Here is a 16,648-nt window from a genome sequence, read left to right on the forward strand (position 1 = left end):
AGCGATTGCATGCAGGTCATCTGAGAAGGCGACGCGCTGTTGCCAGCGCAACAAGAAGCGCTGCTCCGTCAGAACGGCGAGGCGGCAATCCGTCGCTTGGCGTGAATGGTTTCATATGACATCCGAACTGAAGATCGGCCAGTTGCAGGAAACTCAGATAGAGCGTGCGTATGTCGTCGCCCAGGCGGCAATGCCACGTCTGACGCTCGCCTCCTGGCGTCAGGTCACTAGCGGTTCGGAACGCTGCAACTTCATCGTCGCGGCCGATATCGATGATCACGTCCGCGGACTCTGCCACGCTCGAATCGAGAACCACCCACTTGCCGGGCGTCTGTTCGATGTTGCGATTTTCATCGTGGTGAGCCCGTTTCGCGAGCAGGAGATCGCCGCAAAGCTCTTTTCCAATGTGAGGAAGAAGGCGATTGACGCGAACTGCAATTATTTGAGGGTCTGGACGCTCAGGCCAGAGAACTGGAACCTCCTCGATAACCAGGAATATCGTCATCGTTGGGATCACGGGAGCATGCACCCGCTTTGACCCTCCTTCCAGCCGCCGTAATCGCTCGGCGCCCTAAGACGGGGTTGCGTCCGATTTCGTCCAGCAGAATTCAACGCTGCGCAGATCAGTCACGAAACGTCAGGATAGATAGGTTCGGTTCGGCCCTCGCTGGCCCACCGCCAGAGCTCCACGTTGAGAACAAGCGAGCTGACAGCAAGAGTATTCAGATCAGCCGATGTACAAGCTGACTTGATCGCGACGCAATGCCGCGATTGGCGAAACATGCCGACCGCATCTTGTCTCGCCAGCAGGATCGGGGCCGTCGCCCTATCGATCATCGCTTGGGTAACGAATATCCGCTCGCAGCCGCGCATGGCCATAGGCTGCCATGACGAGCATGTTGGCAGGCAGCTCGGACGTCACACGTGATCGCGACAGCATGTTCATAGAACGATACCAGCCGGGCTCGCAAAAGCAGCGCCGGACTGGCAGGCAGGGAAGCGCCAGTAGTAGAGCTCAATTGAATAGGTTCCGCGTGCTAAATTGATTCCCTATCGAAATGGCCGCCGATTGCTGCTCCGCGTCATCATCGAATGCAAAGTTAGTCCATCTATTTCCCGCGAGGATTTGATGTTGATCAATGCGTGGCAGATCAACAGGCACACATTCTATCTGTATGGTTCAATTGCACTTCCAATTTCGGGACAGGTTCGATGCAGGGCGTCAGCTAGCGACCAAGCTCGTCGCGCTATCTCTCGAGCAACCTGTCGTCTATGCCTTGCCGCGCGGTGGCGTACCGGTCGCGCTGGAAATCTCCCGTGCTTTGCAAGCGCCGCTCGATCTCCTTCTGGTCCGAAAGATTGGCGCGCCGGGGACGCCCGAAGTGGCGCTCGGTGCTGTCGTCGAAGGCTCAGGGGCCGAAACCGTCATCAATGAAGACGTACGAATGGCGACGGGTGCCGACGATACTTACCTTGAGCGTGCGCGGCAACGGGAACTTGTCGAGCTCGAACGTCGGCGCGCCTTATACCTCGGTAGTCATGCGCGGTTGGAGCCGGCGGGACGAACCGCAATCGTCGTCGATGATGGTCTTGCCACGGGGGCAACAGCCAAAGCCGCGCTCATCGCAATCAAAAAACAGGGTGCCGCAAAAGTTGTACTTGCTGTTCCCGTGGCGCCAGAAGCAACGCTGGCGGAAATGCGTCCATATGCGGACATTATCGTCTGTCTTCATCCGGCGCGAGGTTTTCAGGGAGTGGGCGCATTCTACAGCGATTTCCACCAACTCACCGATGAAGAGACAATCGGGCTGCTGAGACAAGGATGGGCCGAGGGTAGTACCACCGGCCAAGATCGTTCCAGGCGCCGTATCGTGGTCCCGCCGCACAGTCTGGTGGGCGATTTGAGCGTGCCACCGGATCCACGGGGCATCATATTATTCGCCCATGGTAGTGGGTCGAGCCGCCTCAGTCCTCGCAACATTGCTGTCGCTGACCGGCTGAATGACAAGGGTTTCGCGACGCTTCTTCTTGATCTGCTGACGGCAGATGAGGCGACAGACCGCCGAAATGTCTTCGATATTCCATTGCTTGCCGAGCGTTTGCTCGAGGCTGCGATCTGGATTCAGGCTGAGCCGGACATTGCCGATCTACCGTTGGGGCTGTTCGGTGCGAGCACCGGCGCCGGGGCGGCAATGTTGGCAGCTGCCGAACTTCAAGGCCGCGTGGCAGCGGTAGTCTCGCGCGGCGGGCGCCCTGATCTCGCCGGGCCGCGTCTGGCCGAGGTCGAAGCACCGACCCTGCTCATTGTCGGCGGCGATGATCGGGAGGTTCTTACCCTGAACCACAAGGCACTAAATGCACTCGCATGTGAGAAGCTGCTCAAAATCGTTCCTGGAGCCACGCATCTGTTCGAAGAACCTGGTGCGCTTGAAGCGGTGACCGACTTGGCAAGTGCCTGGTTCGAGCATTACCTGTTGACGCCCAACCAGCCAGCCTCCGCGATACCTCAGTCAATCTCACAGACATCGGCAGTGGCCGTGTTGCGGACTGCGGCCGAGCCACTGCCTTCGCTGGAGGACGCGAATTTCGCAGCCGTCTTTGACCGGTTCGCTCAAGCAAGGGTCGTGTTGCTTGGCGAAGCCTCCCACGGTACTTCGGAATTTTATCGGGCTCGCGCCGCTATCACGCGCCGTCTGATCGAGCGGCACGGCTTCACGATTGTCGCTGTGGAGGCTGACTGGCCCGATGCCGCCGCAATCGACCGCTATGTTCGGCAAAGCCCGCATCGGCCAATGCACTCAACACCGTTCGCGCGATTCCCCACCTGGATGTGGCGCAACAAGGATGTCGACGCCTTCATCAGTTTCCTGCGCGATCACAACGCCACGAAACTCCAAGGTGAAAAGGTCGGTTTCTATGGCCTGGATCTTTACAACATGACGGCGTCGATCGCCGCAGTGCTCGCCTATCTAGACCGCGTGGATCCCAAGGCTGCGCAAATTGCGCGTGAACGGTATGCCTGCCTGTCGCCGTGGTCGCGGGAGCCGGCTGCCTATGGCCGCGCATCGCTGACTGAAGGTTATGCACTGTGCGAACGGCCGGTGACACGCATTCTCATCGACCTGCTGCAGAAGGAGCTCCAATACGCCAAGAACGATGGCGCTGAGTTCTTCGACGCGATGCAGAATGCCCGTCTTGTGGCTGACGCGGAACGCTACTATCGGGCCATGTATTACGGGGCCCATGAATCATGGAACCACCGCGACCAGCACATGTTCAACGCGCTGCAGAATATCCTCGCATGGACAGGTCCAAAAGCGAAAGCGGTTATCTGGGCACACAATTCCCACATCGGAGACGCGCGGTTCACCGAAATGGGTATGGAGCGCGGCGAGCTGAACATCGGCCAGTTGTGCAGACAGGCGTATGGACGTGATGCAGCGCTGATCGGCTTTGGCACACATTCCGGTACCGTCGCGGCGGCATCGGAATGGGATGGGCCGATGGAAATCAAGGCCATACGATCGTCTCGCCCAGGCAGTTACGAGGACTTGTTCCACAACGTCGGCGCCGACCGCTTCCTGGTAGATTTTCGCGCAAAGGAGCACGACAATCTCCGCCGCGTCATCGCTGCCCCGCGGCTTGAACGCTACATTGGTGTCATCTATCGGCCCGAGACGGAGCGATGGAGTCACTACAGTTACGCGTCGTTGTCCGACCAGTACGATGCGTTCGTGTGGTTCGATCAGACCTGCGCAGTAACTCCCTTGCCGACTGAGGTGGCCGCCGGAGAGGATGAGACTTATCCCTTCGGTCTATGAAGCGCCGCTATCCTTCAGTTTTTCTCACGCCACTTCAGGAGGCTGTTCAAGTCTATGTCCCAGCCTCAAAACCGTGGACGCGACGAGTCCGTCACATAAGGCGTCACCACGTCAAGATCCAATGACAGCCATCCGGATCTAAAGGCGAAGCATTTTTGCCAGGCATCCGAAACGAAAAAGGGTCGCCACATCGGCTTATTGGGAAGAGCCAAAGCTCTCACGGCACTCCTTCCGATTCATCTCAAATTGCCTCGACACCATGCCTGCCCGAAATCTCTTCAACCCAAATTCCAAAGAAAATCGGCTCGCGTGGCTTTGCGGCGGTCCCATCTTCAGGGGTGAGCGCGCCAGGCTCCCACCACCCGCTGTCCTTCTGCAGAACACTCCAGGCGTGCTGACGTTCACTGGCAAAGCCATTCTTATCTGGAAATTCTTCGAAGCGTCCGGAGGCAATCACGGAACGCCATGAGCCACGGGATGTATGTTCGTGGACCAGCACGCAAACTTGGGGATTTGCGCGCATCCAGTCGATTTTCTTTCCCTCGAGCGAGAAGGCGTAGATCTTTCGTTCCTCGCAGGCAAAGGAGATCGGCACGAGATAGGGTTTGTTCTCATGGCTACATGCCAATATTCCCGTTTTCGCGTGGCGAAGCATATCGAAGCAATCGTCTGTGTTCATTTCCTTAATCGTCACGCTCATCGTCGTCGCCTCCAGCCGAGTATTGAGACAATGCCACACTGCTCGCCACAAGACCTTGCGATAGCTCAATTCGCCACAGATTTCAGGAACAACGCACCAGGCGGGTTCCGTTTGAATCTGATCTCGTTTGAGAGAGGAGGCGCCGCGACAGTTTGCCAACGCAGGAGTTTTCGAGCGCGCACGAGCAAGTCTTCGACAGTGCAAGGCCAATTCTCACGGGCCGGAGCGTTTGATCTGTCGCAATGTTCTCCAGCCGTCCGACATCTATAGTTCGTTAGATCTTTGCTCCTCATTGCAGCGGGAGGGCAAGCGGTGTGAGCGACTTTACTGTAGCGCCGGTTCAGGAGTGCGATTGGCCGGACCTCGAGCGGTTTCTGGATGCGGGAGGCGCAATGCCGCCGCCGGCTGTGTGGCAGGAACTCAAGCAGCTGACCGTCGAATATCCAGCGGGCATGACCCATCGGGGCTCAAACCAAATGCTCATCGCCGTCGATAGAGTTGGCATGATCAGAGGCTTTTGTTTGCTCCAACGCACGCAACAGTGGCCTTATCACGAGGTGCTGGACGTGCCGGTTCTTATTGTTGAAGAAGGCGCAAACCAGAATGCCATCTGCCGCGCGCTGTATGACTACGCAACCGAGATTGCGAGAAAGTACGCGGTTCGTACTGTACATTTTCGCAGATTGGCAAAGGATTGCTGGTGGTCTGCTCCACAATGCCAGCCGGCCTCGAAAGGCAGCGTGATTGTACCAATTGCGGGAAGCTCGCTTGCAGGCCGCTGACAACGAAAGGCGCATTATATTTGTGGCCGAGGCTGCTGCGAATATGCACCTGTTGCCGAAACGGGATGATCTGGAGGCATGGACCTTATTATCCCGCCGTCGAACGGGCCCCGCCGGACCCATCTGCTCGACAAGCCGTTGCCTGTTACCAACTGTTACAAATTCGCACCATCTTTAACACGCGCGGCATCGGCGTGTCACCGGCGGCTGGTCAATTGTCGTCATCAACAGCACGGAGGGATGGACATGCTGCAGGTCGCCAATTTTCACCACGCAGAAGGCGTCACGAGCGCGACCTTTCCTGGCTCCGCGCCGACCGGCCTTCAGGCACTTTTCCAAAAACAGCCCGTCGAACGCGTCGCCGCGGGCCAATCGCTGTTCTTCGAGGGGGATGCCGCCACGCATCTCTTCGAGGTTATCGAGGGCAGCCTGCGGATCTTCAAGATCATCTCCGATGGCCGCCGCGTCATCACCGGTTTCCTGCATGACGGCGACATTATCGGCGTATCGCTAAAGAGCCACTATCTCTACAGCGCCGAAGCGGTCACCGATATCAAGGTCCGCCGCATCTCACGCAGGGCTTTCGAGACAGCGGTCGACAAATCACCGGATCTGCGGCCTGAGGTCTTTGTCCATCTCTGCGACGAGATGGCAGCCGCCCAGGATCAGATGGTGCTCCTCTCCCGCAAGAATGCCGAGGAGCGCGTTTGCAGCTTTCTATTGAAGGAACTCCTTCGCGATGCTGACCGCCGCCAGTGCGATGCCATCATCGAGCTGCCGATGACCCGGCTCGATATTGCGGATTATCTCGGCCTGACCATCGAGACGGTCTCGCGGACGATGACGAAGCTGACGAACAAGGGCGTCGTCGCCCCCGCCGGTCGTCATTCAGTCAGGATCGTCAAGCGCTCCGCTCTGGTGCTACTGGCGGGCAATGACGACGAATACGTCGACAACATGGTGGAATTCGCCAGCTATGCAAGGGGGTCGCACCACTGAACGCCAGCGGCGGGAAATAGATGTGACAACGAACATACATCATGGAAGCTGACCATAGCTAAAACGAGCTATTGATCTGGGCGGGCGTGAGACTAAAATGGGCGTTCCCGCTGTCCGGAACAGGGCTACGACCATGGACCCTTATGTCATCCAGCAGAACATCAGGCGATTTCAGGACATGCTCGAACTGGCGCGAGATCCTGTAGAGCGTGAAAAACTAAGTCGGATGATCGACCAAGAGCAAGCGCAGTTGGAACAGGCGATTGAGAAAAAGGCTGACAGCTTCAAGAGGTCCTGACTATCGCTATCCTTGGTGTGGTTTGAACCGGCGGCTCTTCGCCGGCGCACGGCTAAGCTTTGCAACGTACCTTCCGTTGCACTGGTGCCTCTACAATTTGCCTTCCATTGCGGCAGCCGAGCTCTCTCCGAACTGGTCGAGCGCCTCTTCGAGGTAGTCCGGCAGCAGCGGCAGGCCAAGAAGGTAGGCAGCCGTGCGATTGTTATGCGCTTCGGCAGCCTGATGGCGCAGATCGTCCCATTCGCTGGCGTCGCCATCACCGCGACCGAGCCAGGCAAGAGCGACAAGATCAATCTGCTCGTCTTCGTTGAGCGCCCAGATCGCGCTTTCCAGCTCCTTTTCGACGACGTCATCCGGATGCTCTTCCAGGATTTCAATCATATTGTCATCCGTCGGATTGGAGCCGGGATCCGGCTCCGTGAGCACGTCCTTCGCGTCGAATTCCCGGCTCTTAAGAATGAGAAAGCGCACTTTATCCGGCGAAATGCCAGGCTTCCAATCACCGCTCGCATCATTGCGCATGTCGCTTCCTCACATCACGTCATCTTAACCTCACAGTCTATCAGCTTTCGGTTTGGCCGCGTTGCGTTGGATCAATTTCAAATTCCGCCGATCGCGACACTTTCCCATGGCGACGCGCCGCAACTTGATCGGCGTCAATGATCGCCTCGCCCACTTATGCAAGGAAAATGGAAGAACGCGGATGCGGGAGTGACCGATGGAACGCAAACACGGCTTCAACCTTGGGTACTTCTTCGTTGCGATGGTCTTGGTCGGAATTTTTCAGCTCTGGCTCGCATCGAGAGATGTCGTCGAGGTTGCCTATAGCGATCTGATGCACATGGTCAGCGACGGAAAGGTACAGTCGGTAACGCTGACTGAGACGACGATCCAGGGCATGTTCAAGCAACCGCAAAACGGCAAGACATTGTTCGTCAGCAACCGCGTCGATCCCGCCGCCGCCGAGGCTTTCGAAAGGGCCGGCGTCAAGGTTATGGGAGGCACGGACAGCAATTGGCTGACGACCCTCCTTTCCTGGGTGCTGCCGACGCTGCTGTTCCTCGGCGTCTGGGTTTTCCTCTTCCGCGGCTTTGCGGAGCGGCAGGGCATGGGGGGGCTGATCAATATCGGCAAATCCCGGGCCAAGGTCTACCTCGAACGCAAGACCGGTGTCACGTTCGAGGACGTCGCCGGTGCAGACGAGGCCAAGGCCGAATTGCAGGAGATCGTTTCCTTCCTGAAGGAGAAGGACAAGTACGGTCGGCTTGGCGCCCGTATTCCCAAGGGCATCCTGCTCGTGGGTCCGCCGGGCACCGGCAAGACGCTGCTGGCTCGTGCGGTGGCTGGCGAGGCGGGTGTGCCCTTCTTCTCGATCTCCGGATCAGAATTCGTCGAGATGTTCGTCGGTGTCGGTGCGGCGCGCGTCCGCGATCTTTTCGAGCAGGCGCGGGACGCCGCCCCGTGCATCATTTTCATCGACGAGCTCGATGCGCTCGGCCGCGCTCGAAGCCCGCTTGCGGGTTACGGCGGCAGCGACGAGAAGGAGCAGACGCTCAACCAGCTTCTATCCGAACTCGACGGCTTCGACCCCCGGGTGGGAATCGTGCTCCTGGCCGCCACCAACCGACCTGAGATTCTGGACGCGGCGCTGCTGCGTGCCGGCCGTTTCGATCGGCAGGTCGTAATCGACCGGCCGGACCGGAAAGGTCGTGCCGCCATTCTTGCCGTCCACGCGAAGAAGGTGACGATGGCGCCTGACGTGAAGGTCGACGACATAGCGGGCCTGACGCCGGGGTTCACAGGCGCCGACCTTGCCAATCTCGTCAACGAGGCGGCGATCTTCGCGACGCGCCGCAACGGCACCACCGTCAATATGGATGATTTCACTCAGGCGGTGGAGCGCATCGTCGCCGGTTCCGAACGCCGCAGCCGTCTGCTCAATCCGCAGGAGCGCGAGCGCGTTGCCTATCACGAGATGGGACACGCGCTGGCGGCAGCTGCCCTGACGAGGACCGATCCGGTGCAGAAGGTTTCGATTATTCCGCGTTCCATCGGGGCCTTGGGCTATACGCTGCAGCGGCCAACGGAGGATCGCTTTCTGATCACCCTCGGCGAGTTGAAGGAGCGGATGATCGCTCTGTTGGCAGGCCGGGCCGCGGAGGCCGTCGTCTTCGGCGAGGTGTCGACGGGAGCTGCCGACGACCTTGCCAAGGCCACCGATGTGGCGCGGGGATGTGTGACTCGCTTCGGCATGAGTTCGGTCGGCCAAGCCGTCCTGGAACCGCAGCGTCTTCAGTGGCTGGGCGACGGCCAGCCGGACCTGCGGCAGAAAGACTATTCTGAAGCTACTGCACGCGAGGTCGACATCGCTATTCGCACCATGCTCGACGAGGCTTATGAACAAGCTAAAGCGCTGCTGAAGACACGCATGGCCGATCTCCACGCAGGCGCCAAGCTGCTGCTTGAGCGCGAAACGATCACCCCTGCCGATTTCGAGCCGCTGCAGCGTGGCGACAGTGCGAGCGCCCATCAGGTGCAGGAAGACCTGCCACTCGCGGCACAATAGGATGCGATCATGGTCAATCGCCGACCAGATCTCGTGGCACCGGGGGAGCCATCGCTGGAGTCGGAATTCCCATCGCTTTCAAGTGAGCCGAGCACCGTCAACCTGCTCGTCGGCTGGGGAATTGGCGTTCTCGTCCTTGCAGGATTGGTCGGCTTCATCCTGCACTTCGGCGATCTCAGTCTGTTCATCGCCACACTGAAATCAGCGGATCCCAGCTGGCTTGCGGCGGCGCTGATAGTCCAGGCAGCCACCTATGTCTGTGCGGCGGCAATCTGGGCAATGGTGATGGCCAAGGCCGGCCACCGCAAACGGATCCCCGACCTCCTTTGCCTGGCAGTTGTTGAACTTTTCGCCAATCAGGCGATCCCGACCGGTGGGCTGAGCGGTAGCCTCATGGTGGTTCGCGGCCTGATCAAGCGGGCTGTTCCCTCGCCGATTGCGATAACCGCGCTGCTGGTGGCGGCAATCTCCTATTACGCCGCCTATCTGCTGGTCGCCTTCATGGCCTTCGCACTTCTGTGGTACGGAGGCGAACTGACCGACATCTGGTTCTCCCTATCGATCGCCTTCAGTGGCGTCGTCGTCCTCATCGCGGCTCTTCTGCTCCTTGTCGCCCACTCCCGCGGCCGGTTTATCCCCAGACGGATGTTGTCCTGGCCGCCTATCGCGAGAACTGCGGACATGCTAGCCAAAGTCAGGCGCGACTTGCTGAGCGACGGTACCGTTCTGGCTCAGGCAACGGCCTTACAGGCAGCGATCTTTCTTCTCGACGCTGCAACGTTATGGCTCGCGCTACGGGCAATTGGCGTGCACATCGAGCTGTCGAACGCCCTGGTCTGTTTCATTCTGGCCTCCGTCGTCGCGACACTTTCGCCGCTACCACTTGGTCTCGGTCCCTTCGAAGGAAGCTGCGTCGCTCTCCTTCACCTGCTCGGGGTGCAGGTCGAAATGGGACTCGCGGCGACACTTATGCTGCGAGGCTTCACGTTCTGGCTGCCGATGCTGCCTGGCCTCTGGCTTATTGGCCGAGAAGCCCGGGAGAAGCAGACATCATAATCGCGATGGGTTCAGCCAGGAGAAGACGCCAGTAGTGAAATTCACATGGTGCCTGTCGCGGAGGTCGCCGTGGCAATGTCGGCATACACGAGACCAAACACTTAAAACGCGTCGCATGAATCGATGCGACGCGTGAGGCCCCATCTGCGGCATTCGGTCATACACGGCGGCTCGACTTCAGCCAGGCCGATATGCTGCTTGAGCAGACGCCGAGCCGTCGCCTGACGATTCCCTTCCCTTCAGTGCACCGCGATGCGGTTGTCTACCTTGGTCACGCCGGGAACAGACCAGGCAGCGCGTTCAGCGGCGCGACGCTCGTTCAAGGAATGGACATCGCCATTGAGGACAACGCTGCCGCCGGCCACGTCAGCGCGAATGCCGGACGCCTCGATCTCGGCATTGCGGCGCAATGCACTCTCGATACGCTCCCGAACGTCAGCCGCGCTTGCGGTCGGCCGAATGGTCACACGATTGACGATCGCCAGAACCCCGCCCAGTTTGCGGACGGCATTTTCCGCCGCGACGCGCTGGAAGTGCCACGGCACCTCGCCCGTCAGCGTAACGCAGCCGCGCTGGACGGTCACGCCGATAGCGGCATCTGGAAGTGCTGTATCCCAACTGATGATCTTCACCGCCCGGGCAGCAATTTCGTCGTCGGCATGCTTCTTCCGCTCCGGATAGCGAATCTCGATTTCCTCGGCAATTGCCCGTACACCTCTCACACGTCGCGCCGCTGCTTCGGCAGCGGCCTTTTCCGCATAACTCTCGACGTGGCCTGACAGGGTGACGATCCCATTTTCGACCGCGACGCCGATATTGGCAGCATCAATGCTTGGCTCGAACTCAAGTTCGTCCAGAACGTCCTGTTGTATGGTACTGTCGTGCATCTGATCTCTCCACTTTTGAAGATGATAGAGGGGGACCCTCGGAGGCAACTCTGTCCCTTTCCCGGCAGGACTGCATTGCGGTCGATCAAAGAAAGCTTGCGACTGCGCGTTTGAGATCCGATTGCAATTTCCCTCATGAACTCTTCCGCAGGCGCCTGATTTGACCGATCTCAAGGAAAGGCGTCGCCAAAACTCCGATAAACTCAAGAAATCATGCATGTGGATGCTGAGATCGAGCCCGACCGCTGATGAAGGTTTGCGTCACATAGGGCGCCAAAAAGAGATTGTTCGGCAGATGGACGATGAGAGCCACACGATCATTTTGAAAGTCGATTGCGCCGCGCGCCTATTCAACTCCCTCGACCCCACGCCATTTCGTGAGCGGGACCTTGATCCAGACGCGGAGCGCTTCATCGTCGAATGGGCACAGGAAGCACCGAGAAGCGCTCGGCTGGAGATCGTCGTTCAGCTGCCAGTTCAAGAACTCGCAACCGACTCGGCTGCAATGATATGCGAGGCAATTCAACATAACTTCGGCGATCGAGCCGTTCAAACTCGCCGCGAATTGCGGGAGCTCCTACGGGAAGGGCGACGTGAACTGATCGTTGGCATTCCGACCCTGGCGTTGAGCATCGTTTGCAGCCAACTCATCATCAACGTGATGGGATCGGACACCCTTGGAAAGGTCCTGAGCGAAAGTCTGCTTATTTTCGGCTGGGTTGCGAATTGGCGCCCGCTCGAGATCTTCCTTTATGATTGGTGGTCCATCGCCCTTAAACGCCGCTTCTATCAAGGACTCGCGGCAGCCGATGTGAAAGTCGTTGCAGCATGATTATCCAGATCCGGCCCGCTCCTCCCCGCAATCACCCACGCAACAGGTTTTCCCGCGTGGCAGCGCCGACGAGAAGTTTCGGGAACCCCAGCGAAAGGCGAAGTCAATCGAGGAGCTCACGGAGCCGGAACGCCAACTCACGGGCGGTATAAGGCTTCTTCAGCCAGCTCCCGGAAAGGGCCAGCTCCCGGCCTGCGATTGCCGGCTCCGCGTACCCAGACGTGAACAGGATCTTGATCCCGGGCTTCCGCGCCCTCACTTCGTTGGCGAGCTCATCGCCGGTCATGCCGCCTGGCATGACGATATCGGTGAAGAGCAAGGCGATATCATCATGTTCCTCCAGCCGCTCCAGCGCTTCCCCACCATTCGCGGCCGAGACGACCGTGTAACCTGCGGCTGCCAGACGGGAGACAGCGACGCGGCGCACGCGCGGATCGTCCTCGACGACGAGGATTTTTTCGACGCCGCCCGGAATGCTCGGTTGGAGGCGCTCTTTCGCTCCCTCTTCGCCGGCGCCTTCTGCCGCCGCGCGCGCGGCTGGAAGGAAGACGCGCACACTCGTACCCCGGTCGATCTCGCTGTAAAGCTGGATAAAACCGCCGGATTGCTTGGCGAAGCCATAAACCATCGAAAGGCCGAGCCCGGTTCCGGCGCCGACGCCCTTGGTGGTGAAGAAGGGTTCGAAGGCCCGCTGCTTGACCTCGGCCGTCATGCCGCCGCCGGTGTCGGTGACCGAGATCAGCACGTAATCGCCGGTGCGCACCTCGGGATACATCTTGGCATAGTCGACATCGAGCTTGACACGCGAGATCTCGATCGAAACCTGCCCGCCGCGGGGCATCGCGTCCCTGCCATTGAGCACGAGGTTCAAAAGCGCATTTTGGAGTTGCGAGCTGTCGACGAGCGCCTTGTTGTCTACGCCGGTGACGATGGTACGGAACTCGATCGCCTCGCCCACAGTGCGCCGCAGCAGCTCGGAAAAGCCTGAAACCAATTGCGCGACATCAACGAGCTTCGGGTTCAGCGGCTGCCGGCGGCCAAAGGCGAGCAACTGGCCCGTAAGTTTGGCGCCATCGTCAGCAGCATTCTGCGCCTCACGCAGGAGCGGCCGCAGCCTTTCGTCGGTCAACTTATCCTCGATCATCTCGAGATTGCCGATGACGACGGTCAGAAGATTGTTGAAGTCGTGCGCCAGTCCTCCGGTCAACTGACCAATCGCTTCCATCTTCTGCGATTGGCGCAGTTCCTCGTCGATCCTCTGGCGGCTCGTCAGATCACGGATGAAACCGGTGAATATCTGCTTGCCATTGGCAATGGCCTCGCCGACAGCGAGCTCCATGGGAAAGACGGAGCCGTCCTTGCGCTGCCCGGTCACTACCCGGCCATAGCCGATGATGCGCCGTTCGCCAGTCGTCATGTAGCGAGAGAGATAGCCATCATGCGCGTCGCGATCAGGCTGCGGCATCAACATCTTGACGTTCCGGCCAAAGACTTCCTCGGAGGAATAGCCGAAAAGTCGCTCGGCCGCGGCGCTGAAAGAGGAGATGGTGCCGGTACTGTCGATGACGATCATCGCCTCGGGAACGGTATCGAGGATGGAGCGCAAATGCGCCTCCCGTCCTGCGAGATCATCCTGCACCCTCTTCATACTGGTCACATCATTGTTGGTCTGGACGATCATGCCCTTGGAGGAAGATGGGTCGATCCCAATCCAGCGAGTAGCGATGAAGAGGGTGCGCCCGTCCTTGTGGCGATGCAGCACCTCGCCTTCCCAGGCGCCTTCGCTTCGCACCGCTTCGCGGATTTCTTCCACCGGCCGGGGGAAATGCGTTGCCAGAAGCTCATGTACGACCTTGCCGAGAGCCTCTTCCCGCGACCAGCCGTAAAGTGCTTCGCAGCCGCCGGTCCACCGGCTGATGACGCCATCGAAACCATGGATGATGAGATTAGCTCCATCGAGCAGGCGCGCGAGCTCGACGAGCTGGGTTTCGCTGGTGGATCTGGTCGTCATGTCGCCGTTCATGGCACTTCTTCATCAAAAGACAGGTGGCGCGGCTTCGATCGTAAGATCATCCGACATTCGCCGCCATCAAGAATGCACTATCGTGCCACATTTTGCGAGACAGCGTCGGGTGCCGGCCGACAACAGGTTATCCCACGGCCGCCTACCGGCTACGAGAGCGTCTCGCTTTCGGGTCAAGACTGCGGCAACCGCTCAAGGCGTCAGAACGGCGGCCCCGTTCACCCGGCCTAGCCGAAGATCCTCAAGCGCTCTGTTGGCATCGACAAGCGCATAGACAGACGTATGGGTCCTGACCCTGGCCTTGCGAGCGACCGGAAAGAATTCCTCCGAGTCGGCGCGCGTGAGATTAGCGACCGAGACCACGCTTCGCTCGCCCCAAATAAGGGCATAGGGCATCGCCGGGAGATCGGTCATGTGGATACCGCCGCAAACGACCCTGCCCCCCTTCCGCACTGCCTTCAAGGCAGCCGGCACGAGCTCGCCGACAGGCGCGAAGATGATCGCCGCGTCGAGTGGGACCGGCGGACTTTCGTCCGAACCTCCCGCCCAGACGGAGCCGAGGCCGAGCGCGAAATCTTGCGCCGCCTCGTCGCCGGGGCGTGAGAAGGCATAGACCTCGCGACCCTGCCAGCGACAGATCTGGGCGATGATATGAGCGGCCGCGCCAAATCCGTAAAGACCGATCTTGCCGGCATCGCCGGCCTTCTTCAGCGAACGCCATCCTATAAGGCCGGCGCACAGCAGCGGCGCAAGCGCAACGGGGTCGGCATCGTTCTCCAGCGCAAAGGCATAATCCGCATCTGCAACGACATGTGTGGCAAAACCGCCATCGCGCGTGTAGCCGGTGAATTCAGGACGGTCGCAAAGGTTCTCCCGTCCGGCGCGGCAGAAGGAGCAGGACCCGCAAGTGTGTCCCAGCCACGGCACGCCGACCCTTTGCCCGAGCCGCGACGAAGCGACACCCCCGCCGACGGCCTCGACGATGCCGACGATCTCATGGCCCGGAACGAGCGGAAGCTTTGGATCGGCCAGATCGCCGTCACAGACGTGAAGATCGGTTCTGCAGATGGCGCACGCCTCCATCCTCAGCATTAGTTGCCCATATCCCGGCGCGGGATCGGGCCGCTCTTCCGAGCGCAGCGGAGAGCCCACCCTTTCGAGGACCATTGCCTTCATCAACGCCTCCTCACCTCTGTGACGCGACTCTGGTCGACGAACATCACTTAGCCGGCATTGATCGCCCGGAGTAAGACGGGATCGGATTGGACCGGCATGCGGCGCGCGATGACATGAGCCTCGGTGGCGTGCCGTCGAGATTGTCGCCGAGCGAGGCACCGATCATCAGTGTGATCTTCAGCGGATCGCGTCTTGCCCGTTCCGCCAGCGCCAGCGGCACGGCCTTGGCCTCGCCGGCTCTGGTGAAGCCGCTCATGCCAGCGGTCATGCCATCGGTGATCAGCTGCGCGGCCTCCGCGGCATCGACGACACGATCCCACAACCGATCGTTCGGAAGCCGGTCCTTGAACGTCATGCACAGGCCCCTTTTATTTACCGGTCCTGCCTATTGCCGCCAGAACGCCTGCATCTCCTCGGGCGTGACCTTGCCGTCTTTGTTGGCATCCACGCTGTCGAAAATCCGCTTATGGATGGCCGTGACCTCCTCGAATGACAGCGCACCATCCCCGTCCACGTCGGCAATTGCGAACATGATCTTCATCATCTGACCGCGCATGCCCATCTGGGGCATGCCTCCCATCATGCCGGGCTGCATCATCATACCTTGCCCCATCATTCCGCCGGGCATCATGCCGGAGCCGGGCATGGACTCCTGGCCCTGTCCGTTCGTCTGTGCGACCGCGAATCCCGCAGCGCCGAGGGCGATCGTTGCGGCCAAAACGAGAGTGTTTGGAATTCTTGTCTTTCTCATGTCCTTCTCCTTTGGTGGATCTGTCTACTCGCCTGTTTCCGAAGTGGAGCAGGACGATTTCGAATGCCGGATCCGTCGGATCCGGCGCCGGGTCATCCAGTTGACAACTTGCCGATGCTGACCCGAGGCCATGACACTGCGTCCGTCGCAGTGATCGGCGACAGGCGCAGTCCGAAAGCCCGGATAACGCACGCCTGCGGTAATAGAAACGCCAGCCTCAGATGAAAACAGAAGCAGGTTCTGGCGAAATTGCTCACGTAGGCTGAGGTTGCGCCCAAGCTCCACAGATCGCCTTCATCAGCCAAAACGTCGGCTGATGAAGTTGAAGATAATAGCGATCAATGCTCCCGCGTAGCCGCCGAAGATAACGCTTTGAATCGTCCCCAGGGCCAGGCTTCGAAGATCAAAGCCGGTCAGACCCGAAAAGAACTGCAGCCAAGGCCGATGCAGCCCCCAGTCGGGAGCTACGAAGCCGAGAACCATGCAGAGCAGGAATGAGATGGTTACGAAGGCGGCCAGTGTCGTGCCAAGCACCAGCACGGAGACATGAATCGGCATTGCAGAGTAGGTTGACGGTTGCGCATGCAAGGTAGTGTTCGCCATTGAATGATCCTCCGCATATGACCGCGAAGCCGCGGCCATGACGATAGAGCCATCATCTGTCTATCGGGCGTGAGCCCCATTGATTCAGGTCAACAATGGCAACGCTTTTGCTTTCAGGGAGCTTAACGTCTCGCCCCTCTTACGAACGGTTCAG

The 16,648-nt window shown here is 59.5% G+C and carries 15 protein-coding genes and 1 pseudogene; 8 read left to right on the top strand and 8 right to left on the bottom strand.

Going from position 1 to position 16,648, the window contains the following annotated elements; translation table 11 throughout:
- The first annotated feature begins 115 nt into the window (after positions 1-115).
- Positions 116-538: a hypothetical protein gene (locus tag HJB91_RS14760; RefSeq protein ID WP_221155137.1), complete on the top strand. Its 423-nt coding sequence runs from the start codon at positions 116-118 to the stop codon at positions 536-538.
- 637 nt (positions 539-1,175) lie between these two features.
- Positions 1,176-3,821 carry an erythromycin esterase family protein gene (locus HJB91_RS31150; protein ID WP_221155139.1) on the top strand — a complete coding sequence of 882 codons (2,646 nt, stop codon included), beginning with the start codon at positions 1,176-1,178 and terminating at the stop codon, positions 3,819-3,821.
- A gap of 241 nt (positions 3,822-4,062) precedes the next feature.
- Here the strand turns inward: HJB91_RS31150 and HJB91_RS14770 are convergent, their stop codons facing one another.
- Positions 4,063-4,521: a pyridoxamine 5'-phosphate oxidase family protein gene (locus HJB91_RS14770; protein ID WP_210631972.1), complete on the bottom strand. Its 459-nt coding sequence runs from the start codon at positions 4,519-4,521 to the stop codon at positions 4,063-4,065.
- 314 nt (positions 4,522-4,835) lie between these two features.
- Between HJB91_RS14770 and HJB91_RS14775 the strand changes: the two genes are divergently transcribed.
- From HJB91_RS14775 to HJB91_RS14785, 3 genes are all read left to right on the top strand, one after another.
- Positions 4,836-5,303, top strand: a complete 468-nt coding sequence (locus HJB91_RS14775) for a hypothetical protein (protein WP_221155140.1) — start codon at positions 4,836-4,838, stop codon at positions 5,301-5,303.
- Positions 5,304-5,549: 246 nt separating this feature from the next.
- On the top strand, positions 5,550-6,302 hold the full coding sequence (locus HJB91_RS14780; RefSeq protein ID WP_210631974.1) for a helix-turn-helix domain-containing protein: 753 nt from the start codon (positions 5,550-5,552) through the stop codon (positions 6,300-6,302).
- A 133-nt stretch (positions 6,303-6,435) separates the two neighbouring features.
- A complete protein-coding gene (locus HJB91_RS14785) occupies positions 6,436-6,600 on the top strand; it encodes a hypothetical protein (RefSeq protein WP_210631975.1) in 165 nt (54 codons plus the stop codon).
- A gap of 90 nt (positions 6,601-6,690) precedes the next feature.
- Here HJB91_RS14785 and HJB91_RS14790 read toward each other — a convergent pair whose 3' ends face one another.
- Positions 6,691-7,122, bottom strand: coding sequence for a DUF3775 domain-containing protein (locus tag HJB91_RS14790; protein WP_210631976.1), 432 nt, complete (start codon positions 7,120-7,122; stop codon positions 6,691-6,693).
- 196 nt (positions 7,123-7,318) lie between these two features.
- On the opposite strand from HJB91_RS14790, the gene ftsH reads away from it, so the two are divergent.
- Both ftsH and HJB91_RS14800 read left to right on the top strand, forming a co-directional pair.
- On the top strand, positions 7,319-9,166 hold the full coding sequence (gene ftsH, locus HJB91_RS14795; protein WP_221123494.1) for an ATP-dependent zinc metalloprotease FtsH: 1,848 nt from the start codon (positions 7,319-7,321) through the stop codon (positions 9,164-9,166).
- A 9-nt stretch (positions 9,167-9,175) separates the two neighbouring features.
- Positions 9,176-10,222, top strand: coding sequence for a lysylphosphatidylglycerol synthase transmembrane domain-containing protein (locus tag HJB91_RS14800; protein WP_221155141.1), 1,047 nt, complete (start codon positions 9,176-9,178; stop codon positions 10,220-10,222).
- Positions 10,223-10,461: 239 nt separating this feature from the next.
- Here the strand turns inward: HJB91_RS14800 and HJB91_RS14805 are convergent, their stop codons facing one another.
- Entirely contained in the window at positions 10,462-11,109 is a 648-nt protein-coding gene (locus HJB91_RS14805; protein ID WP_210631979.1) for a BON domain-containing protein, read from the bottom strand.
- A 160-nt stretch (positions 11,110-11,269) separates the two neighbouring features.
- On the opposite strand from HJB91_RS14805, the gene HJB91_RS14810 reads away from it, so the two are divergent.
- Positions 11,270-11,941: a hypothetical protein gene (locus tag HJB91_RS14810; protein WP_247241771.1), complete on the top strand. Its 672-nt coding sequence runs from the start codon at positions 11,270-11,272 to the stop codon at positions 11,939-11,941.
- A 103-nt stretch (positions 11,942-12,044) separates the two neighbouring features.
- On the opposite strand, the gene HJB91_RS14815 is transcribed toward HJB91_RS14810, so the two are convergent.
- The 5 genes and pseudogenes from HJB91_RS14815 to HJB91_RS14835 form a co-directional block, all read right to left on the bottom strand.
- On the bottom strand, positions 12,045-13,952 hold the full coding sequence (locus HJB91_RS14815; RefSeq protein WP_259669890.1) for a PAS domain-containing sensor histidine kinase: 1,908 nt from the start codon (positions 13,950-13,952) through the stop codon (positions 12,045-12,047).
- Between the two features lie 204 nt (positions 13,953-14,156).
- Complete coding sequence (locus HJB91_RS14820) at positions 14,157-15,140, bottom strand: zinc-dependent alcohol dehydrogenase family protein (RefSeq protein WP_221155148.1); 984 nt, start codon at positions 15,138-15,140, stop codon at positions 14,157-14,159.
- Between the two features lie 50 nt (positions 15,141-15,190).
- A pseudogene (locus HJB91_RS14825) lies at positions 15,191-15,495 on the bottom strand (propionyl-CoA--succinate CoA transferase); the annotation flags it as partial.
- Positions 15,496-15,525: 30 nt separating this feature from the next.
- A complete protein-coding gene (locus tag HJB91_RS14830; protein ID WP_210631982.1) occupies positions 15,526-15,891 on the bottom strand; it encodes an EF-hand domain-containing protein in 366 nt (121 codons plus the stop codon).
- A gap of 297 nt (positions 15,892-16,188) precedes the next feature.
- Complete coding sequence (locus HJB91_RS14835) at positions 16,189-16,494, bottom strand: hypothetical protein (protein ID WP_210631983.1); 306 nt, start codon at positions 16,492-16,494, stop codon at positions 16,189-16,191.
- Positions 16,495-16,648 lie beyond the last annotated feature (154 nt).

The organism is Rhizobium sp. NLR10b, assembly GCF_019685435.1.
GTDB lineage: Bacteria > Pseudomonadota > Alphaproteobacteria > Rhizobiales > Rhizobiaceae > Rhizobium.

What these genes read in the sequence shown, in the direction of transcription:
- HJB91_RS14760 (WP_221155137.1), top strand. Translation starts at nt 116, where the DNA reads ATGACATCCGAACTGAAGATCGGCCAGTTGCAGGAAACTCAGATAGAG.
- HJB91_RS31150 (WP_221155139.1), top strand. Translation starts at nt 1,176, where the DNA reads ATGGTTCAATTGCACTTCCAATTTCGGGACAGGTTCGATGCAGGGCGT.
- HJB91_RS14770 (WP_210631972.1), bottom strand. Translation starts at nt 4,521, where the DNA reads ATGAGCGTGACGATTAAGGAAATGAACACAGACGATTGCTTCGATATG.
- HJB91_RS14780 (WP_210631974.1), top strand. Translation starts at nt 5,550, where the DNA reads ATGCTGCAGGTCGCCAATTTTCACCACGCAGAAGGCGTCACGAGCGCG.
- HJB91_RS14785 (WP_210631975.1), top strand. Translation starts at nt 6,436, where the DNA reads ATGGACCCTTATGTCATCCAGCAGAACATCAGGCGATTTCAGGACATG.
- HJB91_RS14790 (WP_210631976.1), bottom strand. Translation starts at nt 7,122, where the DNA reads ATGCGCAATGATGCGAGCGGTGATTGGAAGCCTGGCATTTCGCCGGAT.
- ftsH (WP_221123494.1), top strand. Translation starts at nt 7,319, where the DNA reads ATGGAACGCAAACACGGCTTCAACCTTGGGTACTTCTTCGTTGCGATG.
- HJB91_RS14800 (WP_221155141.1), top strand. Translation starts at nt 9,176, where the DNA reads ATGGTCAATCGCCGACCAGATCTCGTGGCACCGGGGGAGCCATCGCTG.
- HJB91_RS14805 (WP_210631979.1), bottom strand. Translation starts at nt 11,109, where the DNA reads ATGCACGACAGTACCATACAACAGGACGTTCTGGACGAACTTGAGTTC.
- HJB91_RS14815 (WP_259669890.1), bottom strand. Translation starts at nt 13,952, where the DNA reads ATGACGACCAGATCCACCAGCGAAACCCAGCTCGTCGAGCTCGCGCGC.
- HJB91_RS14820 (WP_221155148.1), bottom strand. Translation starts at nt 15,140, where the DNA reads ATGAAGGCAATGGTCCTCGAAAGGGTGGGCTCTCCGCTGCGCTCGGAA.
- HJB91_RS14830 (WP_210631982.1), bottom strand. Translation starts at nt 15,891, where the DNA reads ATGAGAAAGACAAGAATTCCAAACACTCTCGTTTTGGCCGCAACGATC.
- HJB91_RS14835 (WP_210631983.1), bottom strand. Translation starts at nt 16,494, where the DNA reads ATGGCGAACACTACCTTGCATGCGCAACCGTCAACCTACTCTGCAATG.